Origin of the sequence: Acetonema longum DSM 6540, from assembly GCF_000219125.1 — a bacterium.
Taxonomy (GTDB): Bacteria; Bacillota; Negativicutes; order Sporomusales; family Acetonemataceae; genus Acetonema; species Acetonema longum.
In genome coordinates this window covers 1-17762 of record NZ_AFGF01000040.1, presented here as the reverse complement: position 1 = coordinate 17762, position 17762 = coordinate 1, and the positions used below count along the sequence as shown (strand labels likewise).

Sequence of the window (17762 nt, the reverse complement as noted above, 5' to 3'; positions counted from 1 at the left end):
GCGCGCCATCATTTATGATCCAGAGCATAAAGTGAATTTGCCACCATGCGGATTCGCGCCGAATAAGATTCTCATCTGACAAAGGGGGCTGTCTTGGACAGCCCCCTTTTTAAGCTTCCTGCGAATAGAACACCACCCGGTCTCTTCCCTGGCGTTTGCCGGTATACAAGGCGCTGTCGGCCCGGCTGATCAGTCCGTCAAGCGTTTCGTCTTCATCCGATGTCGCCACGCCGATACTGATCGTTATCGATATTTTGATGGGAAAAACCGATATGGCAGTATCGCCAATGAGTTTCCTGATATTCTCACAGACTGCAATTACGGTTTGCTCATCTGCCTGGGGAAAAATGATCAGAAATTCTTCACCGCCGACTCTGCCGACAAAGCTCTCCCGCGACAAGGCGTACTGTATTCGCCTGGCCGTCTCGCCGAGAACGCAGTCCCCTGCCAGATGTCCGTAAGTATCATTAACCGACTTAAAATGATCAATGTCCAGCATAGCCACTGCGATTTTCAGCTTTTTCTTTTTCATCTTGGCCAGTTCATGGCCCAAGCAGCCTAAAATTGCTTGCCGGTTGTACAGTCCTGTCAGTGTGTCGCGAGTGGCCAGGATTTTTAATTTATTATTCATTTCGATGATGCGTTGTCCGGCCTTCAACCGCATTTTCAAATCATTATACCCAAACGGTTTAACCACATAGTCGTCAGCTCCGGCTTCAAAGCCTTCGGTTAAGTCGTCTTCCCTGTTCTTGCCCGTCAGCATTAAAATATATTTGTAGTCATACTCCTCTTGCCATTGATGGCGGATAACCCGGCAGACATCCAATCCCGACATGCCCGGCATAACCCAATCTAATATGATGAGCTGAAGAGATTCGTCCTGCTGCAAGACCTGCATAGCCTCATTCCCATCACGGGCCAGAACGGGTTCATAGCCCATCTCGGTAAGCATATCCTGCAACACTTTCCTGTTAACTGCAGCATCTTCGGCAATTAGCACTCTCATCGAGAATCCCCCATTTTTTGCGTTTATTCGCGGCCATATGGCGCAATTCTCTAATCCGGTCCTTTTTCCCTGCGGCCCGGGACAAGCATAACAGGATTTTAAATAAAACTTAAAAACTCCGGCGCTTTATAAACAATCTGAGGCAGTGTCAACAGACACTGCCTCAACATTTGTCAGCCTATATTAAAAATGATGCCAGGTGCTAGCGGCCCAGCCAGCCGCCGTCAACCGCCAGGATCTGACCCTGCAGGTAGTCGGAAGCATCCGAAGCCAGGTACACAACCGCCCCTTTCATGTCCTCCGGCGTGCCCCAGCGTCCCTGGGGAATCCGCGACAGGATAGCCGGCGCTCTTTCGGCACTGTTTTGCAGGGCCTCGGTCATTTCAGTGGCCATATAGCCGGGGGCAATGGCGTTCACATTGATGCCATGAGCGGCCCACTCATTGGCCAGGGCCTTGGTAAGGCCGGCTACAGCGGACTTGGAAGCGGTATAGGAAGGAACAATAATGCCTCCCTGGAAGCTCAACAGAGACGCGATATTGATGATCTTGCCTTTTTTTTGTTTCAGCATTTCTTTGGCGGCGGCCTGACACATGAAAAACACAGTCTTTTGGTTGACATCAATCACGTCATCCCAATCCTGTTCACTGAATTCAATGGCCGGGGCCCGGCGGATGATTCCGGCGCAGTTGACCAGGATATCGATTTTGCCGTATTGATCGAGAGAAGTCCGGATGATTTCCGAGATGGGCTTAATGCTGCCGAGATCGGCCTGAACGACTGCGCATCGGCGGCCCAGCTTCCTTACTTTCTCGGCTGTCCCATGGATGCGGTCGGAACTGGCCACCACCACCAGATCGGCGCCGGCTTCCGCCAGTCCCAGGGCCATGCCTTCACCCAGCCCGCGGCTGGCGCCGGTTACAATCGCAACCCGGCCGGCTAAGGAAAACTTGTCTAAAATCATAAGAATCCCCTTTCTTCTATAAAGCTCGTCCTCCGGACAACCGGCTCTCCTGCATCAGCCCGAGAAAACGGGAGATTTGCCGGGAATCCTCAAGCAATTCGGGCGCCGCTTCGTTTGCGATCAGCGTCAGGGAAAAGCGGGTGGCCGGTCCGGAAATGCTGATAGCGGCAACCGCCTGGCCCCGGTGATTATAGATCGGGGCGCCTACGCAACGGCATTCCGGCGCACTTTCCATATTATCCAGGGCATACCCCAGCTGTCTGGTTTGGGCCATGGCCGCAAAAAAAGCATCTTCAGCCGTAATCGTATAATCCGTGCGTTTTTGCATGCCATCCGCCGTCAGAATCTGCCGGATGGCTTCATCGGAATGCCGGATCAGCAAAGCCTTGCCCAGAGAGGTGCAATAGGCTGCATTGGTAGATCCCGTCTCAGCCACCAACCGAATCGGCTGGGGACTCTCCACCGAATCCACATAGAGGACCCGGTTCTGCTCCAAGACTCCCAAATGCACGGTTTCTTTGAATCTTTCATTTAACTCCAGCAAAAAAGGCCGCACCAGATGTTTGAGTTCAAAAGCCTGCTCCACCCGCTGACTCATCATCAAGAGTTTCAGTCCCAGCTGATAGCTGCCGTCGCCGCTACAGCGAACATACCCCCGATGCTCCAGATTACCCAGTAAACGATAGGCTGTGGATTTGGGCAGGGCGGTATGATAGGCCAATTCCTTCAACGAAACCGGTTGTACACTGTTGCCCACCACTTCTAAGATATCCAGCGCCCGCTGTACGGCCTGGACTTCTAAACATTGACGCTGCATGACTGCTCCTTTCGGCTGTAGTTTCATTATATGACACGGTATGCCATTTCTACGGCATATAATACTCGTTAAATTGTAAATATTCCTTCTTTTTTTTCGTATTATGAGAAACTATTCCACGATATGAAACGCCATAAAAAACAGAACCGGCTGCAAGCTAAACTCGCAGCCGGTTTAAATCAAGACAGCTTACAGGAAGAACAGCAGCGTGTCGATAATAAACAGCGGGATCAAAATGCCGATAGACCATACCATATATTTAAAAAAGCTGGGCATGGGAATCTCATTCTCCTCGGCAATGGAACGGACCATGAAGTTGGGCGCATTGCCGATATAGGTGTTAGCCCCCATGAATACCGATCCTGCGGATATGGCCATCAGCACATGCGGGGCGACGGTACCCAGGTCGGTCCAGACGCCTGTCGTATGGCCCATGCCGCCGGCCAGGCTCAGGAATGTCAGATAGGTGGGCGCATTATCGAGGAAGCTGGATAACGCCCCGGCGACCCAGAAAAACTGTGCCGGCGTAGTGACGCCCAGTTCGCCGCCTCTGGCCTGCAAAATAGCGAGAGCCGGAATAATCGTGGCAAATATGCCGGCAAACAGCACAGCTACCTCTTTGATCGGTCCCCAGCCGAAATGATTGTCATGACGCAGGGACATGGGAGTCAGCAGCCAGGACAAGACAGCCATCAGGATGATAAAACCGTCCCGGGCCAGATTGATCCAGGGAAGCATTAACGTATGTCCGTTATTGGTCATGAGAGGAATACCGGTGACATGACCGGCTGCTTCATCATAAAAAAGCGGTGTTTTGGCCAGTACGCCGCTTAAGATAACAGCAACGATAATCCCTAAAAGGAAAACCAGGTTGATGAGCCCGCCCAGGCGGACCGGGTCATTGCATCGGTTTTCATCGGCAGTCAGGCTGACATTCAGTCCGGCCGCTTCTCTTTTATAGAGATAAGAGTCCAGCACCCAGTATACGGCCAGCAATAAACCGATATTCAAAAGGAACATCGGCAGCAGCTGCATGGTCCAGAAAAAAGGCACCCCGTGCAAGAATCCTAAAAACAAAGGCGGATCACCGATCGGAGTCAGAGATCCCCCGATGTTGCTGACCATGAAAATGAAAAAGATAATGGTGTGTACTTTATTCTTCCGGGTGCTATTGGCCCGGATCAAGGGACGGATCAACAGCATGGAAGCGCCGGTAGTACCGATCAGGCTGGCCAGCACTGAGCCAATCACCAGTATGGCGGAGTTCAGCCCGGGAGTACCCGTCAGCGCGCCGCGCACAATAATGCCGCCGGAAACGGTAAACAAACCGCCCAGCAAGATGATGAACGGAATATAGTCCACCACATAGACATGAAGGATGTTATAAGCGGCCTCACCCACGCCATAGCCATACAGGAACGGAAAGAAAAATAGCAAAGACCACATCAGACTGATCTTTCCCATGTTATGCTCCCACCAGTGAGCATTCACCAACGGAAAAATGGCAATAGACAAGAGAATCCCTGCAAACGGTATAACACTCCACATCGGCAGCGTGTGCCCCAGACTTTGTCCTTCCGGGCCCGCTGCCCAGGAAAGTGCCGGCAGGGCTATAAAAGCCAGTAAGAAGCTGGCGGAGAGCATTGAGATCTTAAATCTCCTTGTTTCCCCTGAGAATAACATTTTCATTAGGTTGCCCCTTTCCCTTAACATAAACATATAGCTGCGGCATGCAGCCGTTAATTTTTCTGGTCGTTCTCCACAGCGGCAGCCACCGCTTCATCCATCCGCTTCTTGTCCTCCTTGGCCAGATGCCAGGCATCGCGGGCCATTTCCAGCAGACGTTTTTCTCCCTTGGCCAGAGGATCGGAAACTACTTTGCCAAGATAGCTGAGAGCATCATCCAGCCTGCCGGTGCGGCGGTATAGTTCTCCCATAAGATACTGCAGAGTTATTTCCGTCATATTGCCAATAGGGAACTGTTCCTTAATCGCTGCTTTCTCGTAGTATTCCAGGGATTTTCTCAAAACCGCCTGTTCTTCCTTCTCCTGCTTACCTTCCCGGTACAACCAGGCTAATTTCAAGTAGAGACTGGCTAGCCGGCTCGCCAGGGTCAGACTCATTTCGGCGTAAAAAATCGCCAGTTTATAGGTGGCCACCGCCTGCTCCCGTGTCCGGACGCCGCTGAAATCCGCCTTGACCTGCTTGCCCTTTAAAAAATCACGGATTCTTTGTTCCCCAACCGGCATCAGCGTTTCGGTGATATAGGTATCCTGCACGGCATAGCCGCAATTAGGGCAGACCCAGATAGCATAATAATAAGGGTTTACTTCCTTGTAATACGTACAAAAATCCGTGTCCTGCTTCAACATCGCCAGGTTGTTGCGCACCTTGGTGGTTTTAAATTCCTTGGTGCATAACGGGCAGTTTTTTTCCACCGTGTACATTAATTCAGACATATATGGATTCCTCCTGTGCCGATCGAGACGCGAAAGTTTCCGTAAATAAAAGGCTCATAGACGAGTGTGTCCCGAACTTTTTTAATTTTAGAAACAATTCTCCTATTGCTTCCCAGATTCCTGCCCGAATGAATCAAAATATAAAATAGGCCATTCCTACCGTCTCTTGGCAGTAAGAAGTGGCCCCATTCCGACTTTTCCTTTATGTAAGCTGGACTGGTTTCTGTTTTTTATCCGCCATCCCCTCTCGCACCGAAGCAGCAGGCAGTGCTCTTCGACCTGTATTCCCGGCGCTGCCCCGGTGCGAGAAGGAAAAAGATTAGGGCAATAAGGTTTTTTGTACTTTACCGATGAGGGCAACCCGGCTTTCGGCCAAAATATCGGCGGCTTTATAGGTGGGAATGCCGTCTCGCTTAGAAATAGCGATAACCTGTTCCATGATATCGTAAATGCCGTCTACCTGTTTAAGGGCTCTCTCCCGGTTATAGCCGCCTTCCCGCAGTTCGTCGGACACGTTGATCACGCCGCCGGCGTTGATAATAAAATCGGGAGCATAGAGAATCTTTTTATCCCGGAGAAGCTCGCCGTGACGGGCTTCTTTCAGCTGGTTATTGGCGGCGCCGGCGACGATGCGGCACTTTAACCGGGGAAGGGTAGCATCATTGATAATGGCCCCCAAAGCGCAAGGAGCAAAGATGTCGCATTCCACCCCGTAGATTTCATCGGGAGCTGCCGACCGGGCGCCGAATTCAGCCACCACGCGGCGTACATTTTCCTCATTGATATCGGTCACAATGAGGTTTGCTCCTTCCTCATAAAGATGCCGGCATAAGCCATAACCCACATGACCCAGCCCTTGCACTGCCACCGTTTTCGCCCGCAGCGAATCAGTCCCCCATACCTCTGCAGCGCAGGCCTTCATGCCTTTCCAGACTCCGTAGGCAGTGACCGGCGAGGGATCGCCGCTGGAACGCGCCATGCCGCCCAGTCCGACCACATGGGAGGTTTCCATGCGAATGTGTTCCATATCCTCCACGGTTGTTCCCACGTCTTCCGCCGTGATATACCGGCCGTTCAAGCTCTGGACGAACCGGCCGAAGGCCCGGAAAAGCGCTTCGCTTTTATCGGTCCGGGAATTGCCGATGATGACAGCCTTACCGCCACCCAGATTAAGGCCGGCAGCGGCATTTTTATAGGTCATTCCCCGGGCCAGGCGCACCACATCGGTGATAGCGTCCTCCTCGCATTCATAGGGCCACATCCGGGTGCCGCCCAAAGCCGGGCCCAGGGTGGTATCATGGATACAGATAATCGCCTTCAGGCCGGAAGCCGGATCATGACAGAACACCAGTTGCTCATATCCATGCTGTTCCATCTTTTCAAAAATTCCCACGAGAATCCCTCCTAAAAATTTTCTGCCTAGGCTGAACATTATTTATAGCAAAAAATATGCCAGCAGATAAACGTGGCCGGGGATGGCATGACCGGCCCGAAAAAAACAAAAGCACTGCAACAAATTGCAGCCATTGCAATTCGTTGCAGTGCTAATTTCTGCATTACACCTTAGACGCTATCATCGGCTATTGCATACTTGTCTATTTTATAATACAGAGTGCGTAAGGAGATGCCGAGTTTTCGGGCGGCTTCGGCCCGGTTGCCGCCGCAGCCGTCAAGGGCCGCGGCGATAGCCCGCCGTTCCGCCGCCGCTACCGTTTCCGTCAGTGGACTGAGGGGCAAATCGTCAGCCGCCGGACTATACCTGCCGGCTAGCCCGGCGGCGGGTGCCAGAGGCGGCAAATGAGCCGTCAGGATGGTATCTTCGTCAAAATTCATAACAATCAAGGCCCGACTGAGGACATTCTCCAATTCCCGCACATTCCCCGGCCAGTTGTGCCTTGCCAGCATGTCAGCCGCCGCTTCACTGATTCCCTGCACACTGCGCCCATATTCCCAGTTAAGCTTGGCCAGTAAATGCCCGATTAACTGGGTTAAATCTCCGCGGCGGCATCGCAGAGGCGGAATGAATACGGGAAAAACATGAATCCGGTAATAAAGATCCTTGCGGAAACCGCCGTTTTTCACCGCTTCCTCCAGATTCTGATTGGTAGCTGCAATCACTCTGACATCCAATTGAATCGCCCGGACGCCGCCGACCCTGATAAATTCTTTTTCCTGAAGGACTCGCAGCAATTTTACCTGCATCGCCGGTGAGATTTCGCCGATTTCATCCAGGAACAGCGTCCCGCCGTCCGCCTCTTCCAAAAGTCCTTTCTTGCCGCTTTTCAGAGCGCCGCTGAAGGCGCCGGCCTCATAGCCAAACAGCTGGCTCTCCAACAGAGTTTCCGGTATGGCGGCGCAGTTCACACGGACAAAGGGCCGGTTGCTGCGCTGGCTGGCGCTATGGATGGCATGAGCAAACCGTTCTTTTCCCGTCCCGCTCTCTCCCAAGAGCAGCACCGTGGCGGGAGTGGCCGCAGCCCGGCGGGCATTTTCCAGCGCCATCCGCATGGCTGATCCCACGGCCACAATATCGTCAAAAGTATAACAAGCCTGTTCCTGCAAAGGCGCCCTCCCGGTCCGGCTCGCGATCAACCCTTTGAATTCCGAAATGTCATGAGCCATAGCCACACTGCCGCACAAGCGGCCATCTACCAGCAGCGGCGCCGCGTTGATGATGACCTCACGGTTAGCGGGGCCGACCCGAAGCGGTACGCCCCGCACCGCTTCCCGGGATTGCATAACCCGCAGATGCACGCTTTCTCCCTGCCGGATGTCCACAGTGGGAGGCTTGCCCATTACGTCTTCCCGGCGCATACCAATCAGCCGTGTATAGGCGGGATTGACCAGAATAATCTTCCCCTGGCCGTCCACTACCGAAATCACGTCCTGACTGGCGTTGATGATCGCCTCCAACAACTTTTTCATTTCCCTGACACTGCTTATTTCTTCGGCCAGCTGGCGCACTTCGGTTATATCCCTGAACACAGCCGCCGCGCCGACGATTTGGTTATTTTCATCACGCACCGGAACCCGGTTGGTAAGAATACAGGCATTGCCGGTATCCTGCCGCTGATTGAGTTCGGGCAGTCCGGTCTCCAGCACACAATGCAGGCGGGAATTCGGGATGATGTCCCGGGCATACCTGCCGCGTTGTCATTGCCAGAAGCCGCTCAGCGGCGGCATTGAACAGCACAATAATGCCTTCCTTGTTTACCGCGATAATAGCATCATGGGTAGAATTCAATATATCCTGCATTTCCCTGCTGCTGACAATCCAATCATGGCGAGTGTCCGGTTCATGCACCTTCGTCACATACATCTCTCCTTAGAATCAGCCGAGTCAGAATTCAGAATATAGAAGCAGCCTTTCTTACATTATATCAGCCCGGTGAAAAATTTCCTTAAATTATAAAAAGTATTATTTAATTACAGTCCGGTAAAAAATAAGCAATTTATGCAATGCGTCTCTGTTCACTTTATCTTTTATATATTGAAATCTGCGAAATAAAGAGGAAACGTCCTGTCATCAGCGACAGAACCTGGCTATCCGCCTTTATGAAGCATAGTCATGCTTGATTAATTATTCCGGTCGTATGTATAATTATTAAAATTGACTATATGGTCTAATCAAAGAAATATCAGGAGGCTGCGCATTGTGTCAAAAAAATGGATAGTAAGCATCGTAACAGGGATTTTAATGGCCGCTCTGGTTTTAGCCGGCTGCGGCGGACAAAAAAGTACGGAGAATCAGGCGAAAAAGCCGGTCCTCAAGGTTGGTACCGAACCATCCTTTGCTCCCTTTGAATTCCAAGATGAAACCAGTAAAGACTACACCGGATTCGACATGGATTTAATCCGGGCCATCGGCAAAGAACTGGGCAGCGAGGTTCAAATCCAGAGCATGGGATTTGATGCGCTGATTCCGGCTCTGGCCTCCGGAAATATTGATATCATTATTTCCGGTATGACGATCAATCCGGAAAGAGCGCAAAAAGTCAGCTTTACCAAGCCCTATTATCAATCCGGTCTTACCATCATCGTCCGGGCAGACAATACCGCCATTAAAGGCTTTGAAGACCTGCCGGGCAAACGGCTGGCCGCGCAGATCGGCACCACCGGCGCCGAGGAAGGCAAAAAAATCACAGATACCACTGTACGCGAATTCAACAGCCCCGCCGAAGCGTTTATGGAACTGAAAGCCGGCGGCGTGGACGCAGTAATCAACGATCGTCCGGTTAACGATTATTATCTGAAAACCAGCGGCACCAAAGACGTCAAACAGGTGGGCAACCCGCTGACAGCCGAAGAGTATGGCATCGCCACAGCGAAAAACAACACCGAACTGGCCGCCAAAATCGATAAGGCATTGGAAGCGCTCAAGAAAAACGGTGAGTATGACAAGATCTATGAAAAGTGGTTTGGCAAAAGAGTGCAGTAAAAGATATATTAAAAAGGAGAGAACCGGGGCGTTCCCTGGCTCTCTCCTTTTTGTTGCATCTGCGGGAAATCGTCGTATGCTCTCGATGGCTCCTATCATCTTTTCCGGGTTACCGGGACACTCTAGCAGCCGTCAGGAAGAAACAAATTTCCCGGGAAATAGCGCAGCTATTCCTTTTAACCGGACTCTTTGACATTTTGCCGAATGAAAAGTCAGCAAAATACAAAGAACCGTCCATTTCAGCGGCCATTTCCTTGTTTCTCAATACGGAACACGCGGTTTATTCCCTCAATAAACCAATTGACAGAAGTCTGCCTTTCAATGATAATAAGTACATACCGTCCGGTAGGTATGTAGGTTCTGTTTAATGGAAGGTGGCGTTTGCAATGACCAAAGAAAAAATCATTCTTGCTGCGCTGCGTTTGTTTTTGCTTCGCGGCTACAAGTCGGTTTCTCTCATGGATGTTGCCCATGAAGCGGGCATTACCAAGGGAGGGATCTATCACTATTTTTCCAGCAAAGACGAATTGCTGCATATAGCGCTGCAGTTCCTCTTCGACCGGTTCGAAGCAAGATACGCCGACATGCTGAACGGAAAAAAACCGTTAAAAGCCATCCTGTATTCCCTGTTCGTCGACCATACACCGGAAAATTATATCAAGGAATTGCTGGGGGCTGAAGGCGAATGCAAGCTGGACTATGCGGACTTCGCCATTACGGCGATGCGCAAATTTCCTGATATGCAGCAACGCATCGAACATAGTTATCTGACCATTTGCTCCGATCTGGCAAAACAAATTGACACCGCTATGGGAAACGGCGAAGTCAAAGGCGGCTTTGACAGCTTTGCGCTGGCGGCCAATATTCTCGCGCTATCCAATGGCCAGAATTCTCTGGGCAGCCATTTCCGTTCCCCGGCTGTACGCCAGAAAATGCTTGAATCATTGCTGATGATGATAACGCCTTAGAGTTAGCCAAAGACTTCCCCTTTGCTCCCGTTGCGTTATCCGTCACATACCGACCGGTAGGTATGTTTTGCCAGTTTTACTTTTAACAATACAGGAGGACCTTACACGATGATAAATTGGAAATCCAAAAAATTGATTATACCTGTGATCCTGTTGGCAGGAATAACCTTGATACTGGGAACCGGAATTATGGCCGGCCATAAACGCCAACCGGACATTCCGGAAAGCACGGTCAGCGTGAAGGTCGCTGAAGCGCAATATGTGGATGTCGTACCCAACCTGAATTTCAACGGAACGCTGGAAGGAAAGACCTCGGCAGCGGTCAGCGCGAAAATTTCCGGACGGATTAAAGAAGTCCTGGTACAGGAAGGCCAGCAGGTCTCAGCCGGTGATTCCCTGGTGAAACTTGAGACAGTGGAACTGGCCAATGGAGTCCGCCAGGCCGGCGACAGTGTTCGCAAGGCCCAGGCAAGCTATGACCTGGCCTTGAACGACTTTACGCGCTACCAGACTCTCTATGAAAAGGGAGCTGTCTCGGAACAGCAATTGGATAACGCCAAAGTAAAACTGAGGACCGCCGAGGCCGACCTGTCAAGTGCCAAGGCAAATCTGAGCAGCGTCCAGGAACAATACAGTTACGGCGTGATCGTGGCGCCTGTCGACGGAGTGGTTGCCAATAAAGCAGCCACCATCGGTCAGGTGGTCTCTCCCGGCGCCGCGCTGATGGTTGTACAGGATATCAATCAGGTATACGCGGTTATCAATGTGGAACAGAAATATTTAGGGCAGGTAAAAACCGGCCAGCCGGCCAGCATTCACATCGATGCCTATCCGGATAAAACATTTTCGGGAACAGTCGACGTGATGAATCCGGAAGCGGGAACAGCCAGCCGGATGTTCCGCACCAAAATTATCATTGACAATCCGGCCCATGAACTCAAACCCGGTATGTTTGCCAACGTGTCGCTGACTACAGGCAAAAGCGCACAAGCCCTTAGCATCCCGCAGTCGGCCATTGTGCAAAAACAGGGAGTTTATCATGTTTTCGTTCTGGAGGACAGCAAGGCGGTCCGCCGCCCCGTGGAAATCGGCGACGTAAGCGGCAATACCGTCATCGTCAGCTCCGGGCTGCAAGCCGGCGAAAAGGTCGTTACGACCGGCGTAAACCGGCTGAAAGACGGCGAAAACGTGCGGGCCATTCAATAGTACGATAAGGAGACAGCCATGAAAATTACAGAGATTAGCATCAAACGCCCTGTATTCGCTACGGTAATGATTATGGCGCTGGTTGTGCTGGGACTGGCCAGCTACCTGTCACTCAACGTAGATGAATATCCCAGCGTGGAAATCCCCGTCGTCGCGGTAACAGTGATTTACCCCGGCGCTTCACCCGAACAGGTTGAATCCAAGGTTACCCTCGAGGTGGAAGAAGCGGTCAGTGTCATTTCCGGCGTCGAGCACGTCACCTCCACAGCCAGTGAGGGAGTATCGACGACGGTTATCCAATTTACGGCTGAAACCAATGCAGATGCCGCCGCTCAGGACGTACGCGACAAGTTGGGCAGCCTGCAGGCCGAACTGCCGGAAGATGCCAAGACTCCGGTTATATCCCGGTTCGACCCTTCCGATACTCCAATCCTGTCTATCGCCCTGTCAGGCGATATGAGTCAGCGGGAGCTGACCGTACTGGCCGAAGACGTGATCTCCAAACGGCTTAAAACCGTGAATGGCGTCGCCTCTGTTGATGTACAGGGCGGCCTTGACCGGGAAATTCAGATTCAACTGGACGGCAATCAGTTAACGGCCTATGGGCTCACCATACCGGAAGTCATCAACAGCCTGCGTAATGAAAATATTGACGCCCCCGGCGGCAAAGTGACTGACGGACAGCACGAAACCAGCCTGCGGGCAGCGGGCAATGTAACTTCCGTGCAGCAGTTTCTCGATCTGCCGGTCGGTCTGAAAGACGGCGCCCAAATATATATCAGAAATATCGCTTCCGTCAAAGATACGACGGAAGATGTCGCCGCCATTACCAAGCTGAACGGCAAACCGGCTCTGGGTCTTGACATCATGAAACAGTCAGGCGGCAACACGGTGCAGATTGCTGAGGATGTCAAAACCCTGCTGGCATCACTGCAGCAGGAACTGCCGGCCGGTGTCAATCTGGAAATCGTCCGGGACAACTCCAAAAATATCAACGAATCGGTGGATGACGTCCTGTTCAATCTGATCGTCGGCGGCGTGCTGGCCGTCATCATTGTTTTCCTGTTTCTTGGCGACTGGCGCAGTACGATTATTAGCGCGATCACCATCCCTGTATCGGTCATTGCCTCCTTCCTGGCCATGAAAGCCCTGGGCTTTACCCTGAATACCATGTCGCTTCTGGCTCTGTCGCTGGCTGTCGGCCTGTTGATCGACGACGCGATTGTTGTTATCGAGAATATCGTCCGCCATCTCCAAATGGGCAAAGACAAAGTAACGGCTGCTATGGAGGGGACCTCGGAAATTGGTCTTGCCGTTATGGCAACAACCTTTACTTTAGTTGCGGTTTTCTTGCCGGTCGGCATGATGAGCGGTATCGTCGGACAATTCTTTAAAGAATTCGGCGTCACCGTAGCAGCCAGCGTTCTGGTCTCACTGTTTGTCGCCTTCACCCTGACCCCCATGCTGTCGTCAAAATACCTCCATCACAGCGGGATCAAAGACGACAGCCGTCTGGGACGCGTCTGGCACAAATACAATCGCAAATTCGACGCGCTCACCGCAAAGTACGGTGAATTTCTGGGCAGGGCCCTGGGCCACCGCCGCAAGGTCATGGTGCTGGCGCTGGCTCTGTTCATCGGCAGCCTGGCTCTCACCCCATTTTTAGGTTCTACCTTTATTCCTGACGCAGACAATGGAGAAATCAGCGTCACGGCAATTGCCGATCCCGGCATGAGCGTACAGGCGGTTGGTTCTATCGCCGACGAAATGATCAAGATGATTCAGGAACATCCGGAAGTCCAGCTGACCTACAGTGTGTCCGATTCCCGCGACATCTCCATTTTTACCAAGCTTTCCGGCAAAAGCGAACGGAAGGTCAGCGACACCATGATTATTGAAGGGCTCCGTCAACAATTCAGCAGCATTCCCGGCGTAGAGATCAGCGTTTCCAAGCAGTCCGGCCTATCAGGCGGCAAACCGGTGTCACTGATTATCCAGGGACAGGAACTGGAAACCCTGGCTGAAATCGCCGAACAGGTTGAAGCCATTGTCGCCTCTGTTCCCGGCGCTGTCGAGGTGTCTTCCAGCTACGAATCCGGCAATCCTGACGTCCAATTTGTCGTGAACCGTGACCGGGCTGCCGACTTTGGCATTTCGGCCGCAAGCATTGCCGATACTCTGCAGACCATGTTCAACGGCAAAGTTGCCACTGAATACAAGGAAGGCGACGATTCCCACGATGTCCGGGTTATCCTCAATCCGGATGCCCGCCGCAGCTTAACCGATATCAACAATGTCTACCTGACCGGCTCAGCCCGCAGTCAGAACGGCCAGCCGGTCATGGTAGCTTTGTCCCAGGTAACCGACACCGTCTATGCCACAAGTCCGGCCCAGATTAAACGCTACGACAATCAACAGCAGATTACGATCTCGGCTAACTTAAACGGCATATCCCTGGGCGAATTCAATAAAGAGTTCGATAAGAGAATTGGCACGGTAAGCATGCCGGAAGGCTACGGCTTTGTCGCCACCGGCCAGGCCCAATCGATGAACGAGGCCTTCAGCAGCATGATCCTGGCGCTGGTGATCGCAGTGCTGTTTATTTTCTTCGTGCTCGCCGCCCAGTTTGAAAGCTATATCGATCCCTTTTCCATCATGCTTGCTTTGCCTCTGTCGATTATCGGCGCCATCGTCGGCCTCCTGCTGACAGGCAGCGAGCTCAGCATCATGTCCCTGATCGGGATCATTATGCTGATGGGTCTGGTTACCAAAAACGCGATCCTGCTGGTCGACTTTGCCAAACAGCGCCGTGCCCAAGGCGTTGAGCGCAATCAGGCATTGGTTGACGCGGCGGTGCACCGCATGCGCCCAATCATCATGACAACCGCCGCGATGATCTTCGGCATGCTCCCGCTGGCTCTGGGCATCGGCCCCGGCGCCGAAGCCCGCGCCCCCATGGCCCATGCCATTATCGGCGGCCTGATCACCTCTACTATTCTGACCCTGATTGTGGTACCGGTTGTGTATACCATATTGGACGATGTGCAAACCGGTAAATACCGTCTGCCGTTCCTGGGGAGAAAACCCAAACAAGATCAGGCAGCAACCGAATCGCTATAAAGTTCAGATTGGCAAAGAAACGCCGGGCAAATCCGGATGACTCCGAATGTAAACAAAAAGCCTGCAGCAGACCGTTAAGGCCTGCTGCAGGCTTTTGCCCGTAATAAAATGTCTACAAAAAGCTTAAGATTTACGTCTGTTATCCGATATATGAAGTAGAAAGTTAAATGGAGGGTGCCATGGAAGAAACGATGCCCAGTGAAAACGAATGGCTGATCATGGAACTGTTTTGGGCAAATAACAGCCCTATGACTTCAGCTGAAGTCATAGAAGCATTACAGCAGAAAAAAGGCATCAGCGCAAAAACGGTTAGGGTCATGATCAACCGGTTATGCCAAAAAAAGATATTAGATTATACGATTGATCTGAAAGATTCCCGCATTTATCATTATTTTCCCGCCAAAACAAAAACAGACTGTTTAAAAGGAAAAAGTGAACACTTTATAAAAAGCTATTTTGCCGGTAACAGCGTCAATGCTGCAACAGCACTTATACAAACTTTGCCGTTAACCGATAAGCAGAGGCAGGAAATATCAGACATTCTAGAGCAAAGTACGGAACAAAAGAATGACGATTGAAGAATCCTTGCTTTATAACATACCGGAACTACTTAACTTTTCAGCCGCCTATTTTACCTTGAAGGCCGGAAGGTGCACCTTGCTTTCCGTGTTCCTGCTACTCGTTATCATGACCCTGCGCATTACGGCGTTTCGCGGGAAAACGTTCTTAAGGGGAGCTTTATGGAGTCTTATGCCCTTGACATTGTTTGGCGGCACACTGAAAGTCTTTGATGAAGATTCGTTTGCTTTGCAATGGTTCGGCTGGTGGAAGGCTGTGTGCGCTTCCTTCTCTCCGGTAAATTATGTGTACATAATTGGCGTTGTTATAGCGGCAGTATTGATTGTAAAGCAACGCGATGAATTCGGGAAGGCGATTCAGTGCATGAAACAACGCCGTATTATGGGAAAACGTCTCTATGTCTGTGAATCCAGTGTTACCCCCTTTTCCGCCGGACTATTAAAACCCAAAATCGTCATCCCGGATATAATCTGCAAAACCTATTCCCGCCAGGAATTAGCTATCATCCTGAAACATGAAGAAATACATATCCGGCTGGGACATCTGTGGTTTTACGGTTTTTGGGATCTATTAAAAATAGTGTTCTGGTTCAATCCACTGATATATGTTTGTTTGCCGTATTTCCAGCAGGACATGGAAGATATCTGCGACACTGTATCCATTCAGCATAGCGGGTGTGCCCCTTATGATTATGGGAAATTGCTCTTCAAGAGTATGCAGGTACTTACAGAAAAAAATATGAATGGATTGCCGGCCTTACTGGGAAAAAGCGATTATGATTTCTTCAAAGAAAGAATGCTAAAAATCACCCGGTATAAGCCCTATAAAAAAGAAACGGCTGTCATTTTGATCAGCTGTTGTTTATTAACGGCTATATCAGGAGGCTATTTTTTGCATACAGCATCCTATCCGCGTTATACCATGATTGAAATGATAACCGTTTTTGATATCCGCGGGACCAACATATTGATTGATGACATGAGCGGGCTGAATGCAGTTTACTATGACAAAGAAAATCTTTATATCAATAATAAACAATTTTTGAATGTACTGAATGCGAGAGAAGTGGAAAACCGTGAACTTTACATAGGAATTAACGGTTATGAAAAAACGCCCCATTGGGGCAGCGGCATGGATTGCATTTATGTGGATTGCAGTAAGTTTGTCGGAAGTACCACACAGATACCTTACGGAAAATATGACGCAGTAACCGGAATCGTTCAGTGGATTATTAAAGAAGTTTTATGATGGTTTGCTTTGTTTCAGGCAAACCATCATAAACAAGAAACGGATAACATTTGTAAACAATATATGTTGGGAGGATTTCGCCATGAGAATTACAAACAGTACCGGAACTGAGTCTGCCGCTTATAGTCAGATGCAGAATACCGCCGGCGCAAACCAGGACAGCCGCCTGAAATCAATTCAGAATCAAATTGAAAATGTTCAGCAACAGATGCAAAGCCTTGCCAATTATCCGGAAATGTCTGCGGAAGAAAAAATGAACCGACGCAAGGAATTGCAGCAGAAGCTTCAGGACTTGAACCGACAGATGGCCCAGCGAAAAATGGAAATTCAGCAGGAACAACGGGAAAAGGCATCCGCTAAAGATAGAAGTCAGAAACCAGTCCAAGGCAATAACGACCAGCAAGACCCTCGTGTGATGAGAACACCTGCTCTACAGGAAATGATCAGCGCTGATGCTTCCATGAAGCGGGCGAAAACAGTCCAGTCGGTGAAAATCGGCATGGAAGGCAAGGCTGGCGTATTAGAGAGCGAAATAAAGATGGATAGAAGCAGAGGAGGCGCCACCGAGAAAAAAGAGGCGGAACTTGCCGAATTGAAGGACCGTATTCATATCGCCTCCGGGAATATGATGGCGCAAATGTCTGACGTTAACACGGCATTAGAAAAATCCGGAACGGATCAGCAAGGTCAGCCTTCCCGCGGCAGCGCCGGCGTATTAGTGGAAATTTCAGAGGAAGCACGCAAGAAACTGGCCTTCAATAAGGTTACAGATCCGGATGCGGATTGGAGAAAAAAACTGGCGGAAGAACAGGAAGTCAAACAAGCCGTATTGGAAGAAGATCAATGAGCAAACCATAGTTCAACAGGCAAAAAAGCCCGCTGCCAGGCCATTAAGGCCAACAGAGGGCTTTTTGTTTGCATTGGAGGTCTAACACAGGTCCGAATAACTGCTGGTTC

The 17762-nt window shown here is 50.8% G+C and carries 15 protein-coding genes; 7 read left to right on the top strand and 8 right to left on the bottom strand.

Going from position 1 to position 17762, the window contains the following annotated elements; genetic code table 11:
• Positions 1–109: 109 nt before the first annotated feature.
• From ALO_RS04770 to ALO_RS23045, 8 genes are all read right to left on the bottom strand, one after another.
• Positions 110–1006 carry a GGDEF domain-containing protein gene (locus tag ALO_RS04770; protein ID WP_004093404.1) on the bottom strand — a complete coding sequence of 299 codons (897 nt, stop codon included), beginning with the start codon at positions 1004–1006 and terminating at the stop codon, positions 110–112.
• Between the two features lie 202 nt (positions 1007–1208).
• Entirely contained in the window at positions 1209–1970 is a 762-nt protein-coding gene (gene kduD / locus ALO_RS04765) for a 2-dehydro-3-deoxy-D-gluconate 5-dehydrogenase KduD (protein WP_004093403.1), read from the bottom strand.
• 16 nt (positions 1971–1986) lie between these two features.
• The gene (locus ALO_RS04760; protein WP_004093402.1) at positions 1987–2787 is read right to left on the bottom strand and encodes an IclR family transcriptional regulator; all 801 of its coding nucleotides are present in this window, start codon (positions 2785–2787) and stop codon (positions 1987–1989) included.
• 189 nt (positions 2788–2976) lie between these two features.
• Positions 2977–4431 carry a sodium:proton antiporter gene (locus tag ALO_RS04755; RefSeq protein WP_004093401.1) on the bottom strand — a complete coding sequence of 485 codons (1455 nt, stop codon included), beginning with the start codon at positions 4429–4431 and terminating at the stop codon, positions 2977–2979.
• Positions 4432–4526: 95 nt separating this feature from the next.
• On the bottom strand, positions 4527–5246 hold the full coding sequence (locus ALO_RS04750) for a DUF2225 domain-containing protein (RefSeq protein ID WP_004093400.1): 720 nt from the start codon (positions 5244–5246) through the stop codon (positions 4527–4529).
• A 319-nt stretch (positions 5247–5565) separates the two neighbouring features.
• Positions 5566–6639 carry a Glu/Leu/Phe/Val dehydrogenase dimerization domain-containing protein gene (locus tag ALO_RS04745; protein ID WP_004093399.1) on the bottom strand — a complete coding sequence of 358 codons (1074 nt, stop codon included), beginning with the start codon at positions 6637–6639 and terminating at the stop codon, positions 5566–5568.
• A 170-nt stretch (positions 6640–6809) separates the two neighbouring features.
• Entirely contained in the window at positions 6810–8348 is a 1539-nt protein-coding gene (locus ALO_RS04740; RefSeq protein ID WP_238528210.1) for a sigma-54 interaction domain-containing protein, read from the bottom strand.
• Complete coding sequence (locus ALO_RS23045; RefSeq protein WP_050806973.1) at positions 8263–8559, bottom strand: PAS domain-containing protein; 297 nt, start codon at positions 8557–8559, stop codon at positions 8263–8265. The genes ALO_RS04740 and ALO_RS23045 overlap by 86 nt, the downstream gene beginning before the upstream one ends.
• A 342-nt stretch (positions 8560–8901) precedes the next feature.
• Here ALO_RS23045 and ALO_RS04735 point away from each other — a divergent pair, with 342 nt between their 5' ends.
• The 7 genes from ALO_RS04735 (at position 8902) to ALO_RS04705 (ending at position 17652) form a co-directional block, all read left to right on the top strand.
• The gene (locus tag ALO_RS04735; RefSeq protein WP_004093396.1) at positions 8902–9684 is read left to right on the top strand and encodes a basic amino acid ABC transporter substrate-binding protein; all 783 of its coding nucleotides are present in this window, start codon (positions 8902–8904) and stop codon (positions 9682–9684) included.
• Between the two features lie 386 nt (positions 9685–10070).
• Positions 10071–10652: a TetR/AcrR family transcriptional regulator gene (locus ALO_RS04730; RefSeq protein WP_004093395.1), complete on the top strand. Its 582-nt coding sequence runs from the start codon at positions 10071–10073 to the stop codon at positions 10650–10652.
• Positions 10653–10760: 108 nt separating this feature from the next.
• Positions 10761–11858 (top strand): efflux RND transporter periplasmic adaptor subunit, encoded by a 1098-nt coding sequence (locus ALO_RS04725; RefSeq protein ID WP_004093394.1) that lies wholly within the window; start codon positions 10761–10763, stop codon positions 11856–11858.
• Positions 11859–11876: 18 nt separating this feature from the next.
• Positions 11877–14978, top strand: a complete 3102-nt coding sequence (locus tag ALO_RS04720) for an efflux RND transporter permease subunit (RefSeq protein WP_004093393.1) — start codon at positions 11877–11879, stop codon at positions 14976–14978.
• A 179-nt stretch (positions 14979–15157) separates the two neighbouring features.
• The gene (locus ALO_RS04715; RefSeq protein ID WP_004093391.1) at positions 15158–15556 is read left to right on the top strand and encodes a BlaI/MecI/CopY family transcriptional regulator; all 399 of its coding nucleotides are present in this window, start codon (positions 15158–15160) and stop codon (positions 15554–15556) included.
• A gap of 172 nt (positions 15557–15728) precedes the next feature.
• Positions 15729–16805, top strand: coding sequence for a M56 family metallopeptidase (locus tag ALO_RS04710; RefSeq protein WP_169313126.1), 1077 nt, complete (start codon positions 15729–15731; stop codon positions 16803–16805).
• An 82-nt stretch (positions 16806–16887) separates the two neighbouring features.
• Positions 16888–17652 carry a FlxA-like family protein gene (locus ALO_RS04705; protein WP_004093378.1) on the top strand — a complete coding sequence of 255 codons (765 nt, stop codon included), beginning with the start codon at positions 16888–16890 and terminating at the stop codon, positions 17650–17652.
• Positions 17653–17762 lie beyond the last annotated feature (110 nt).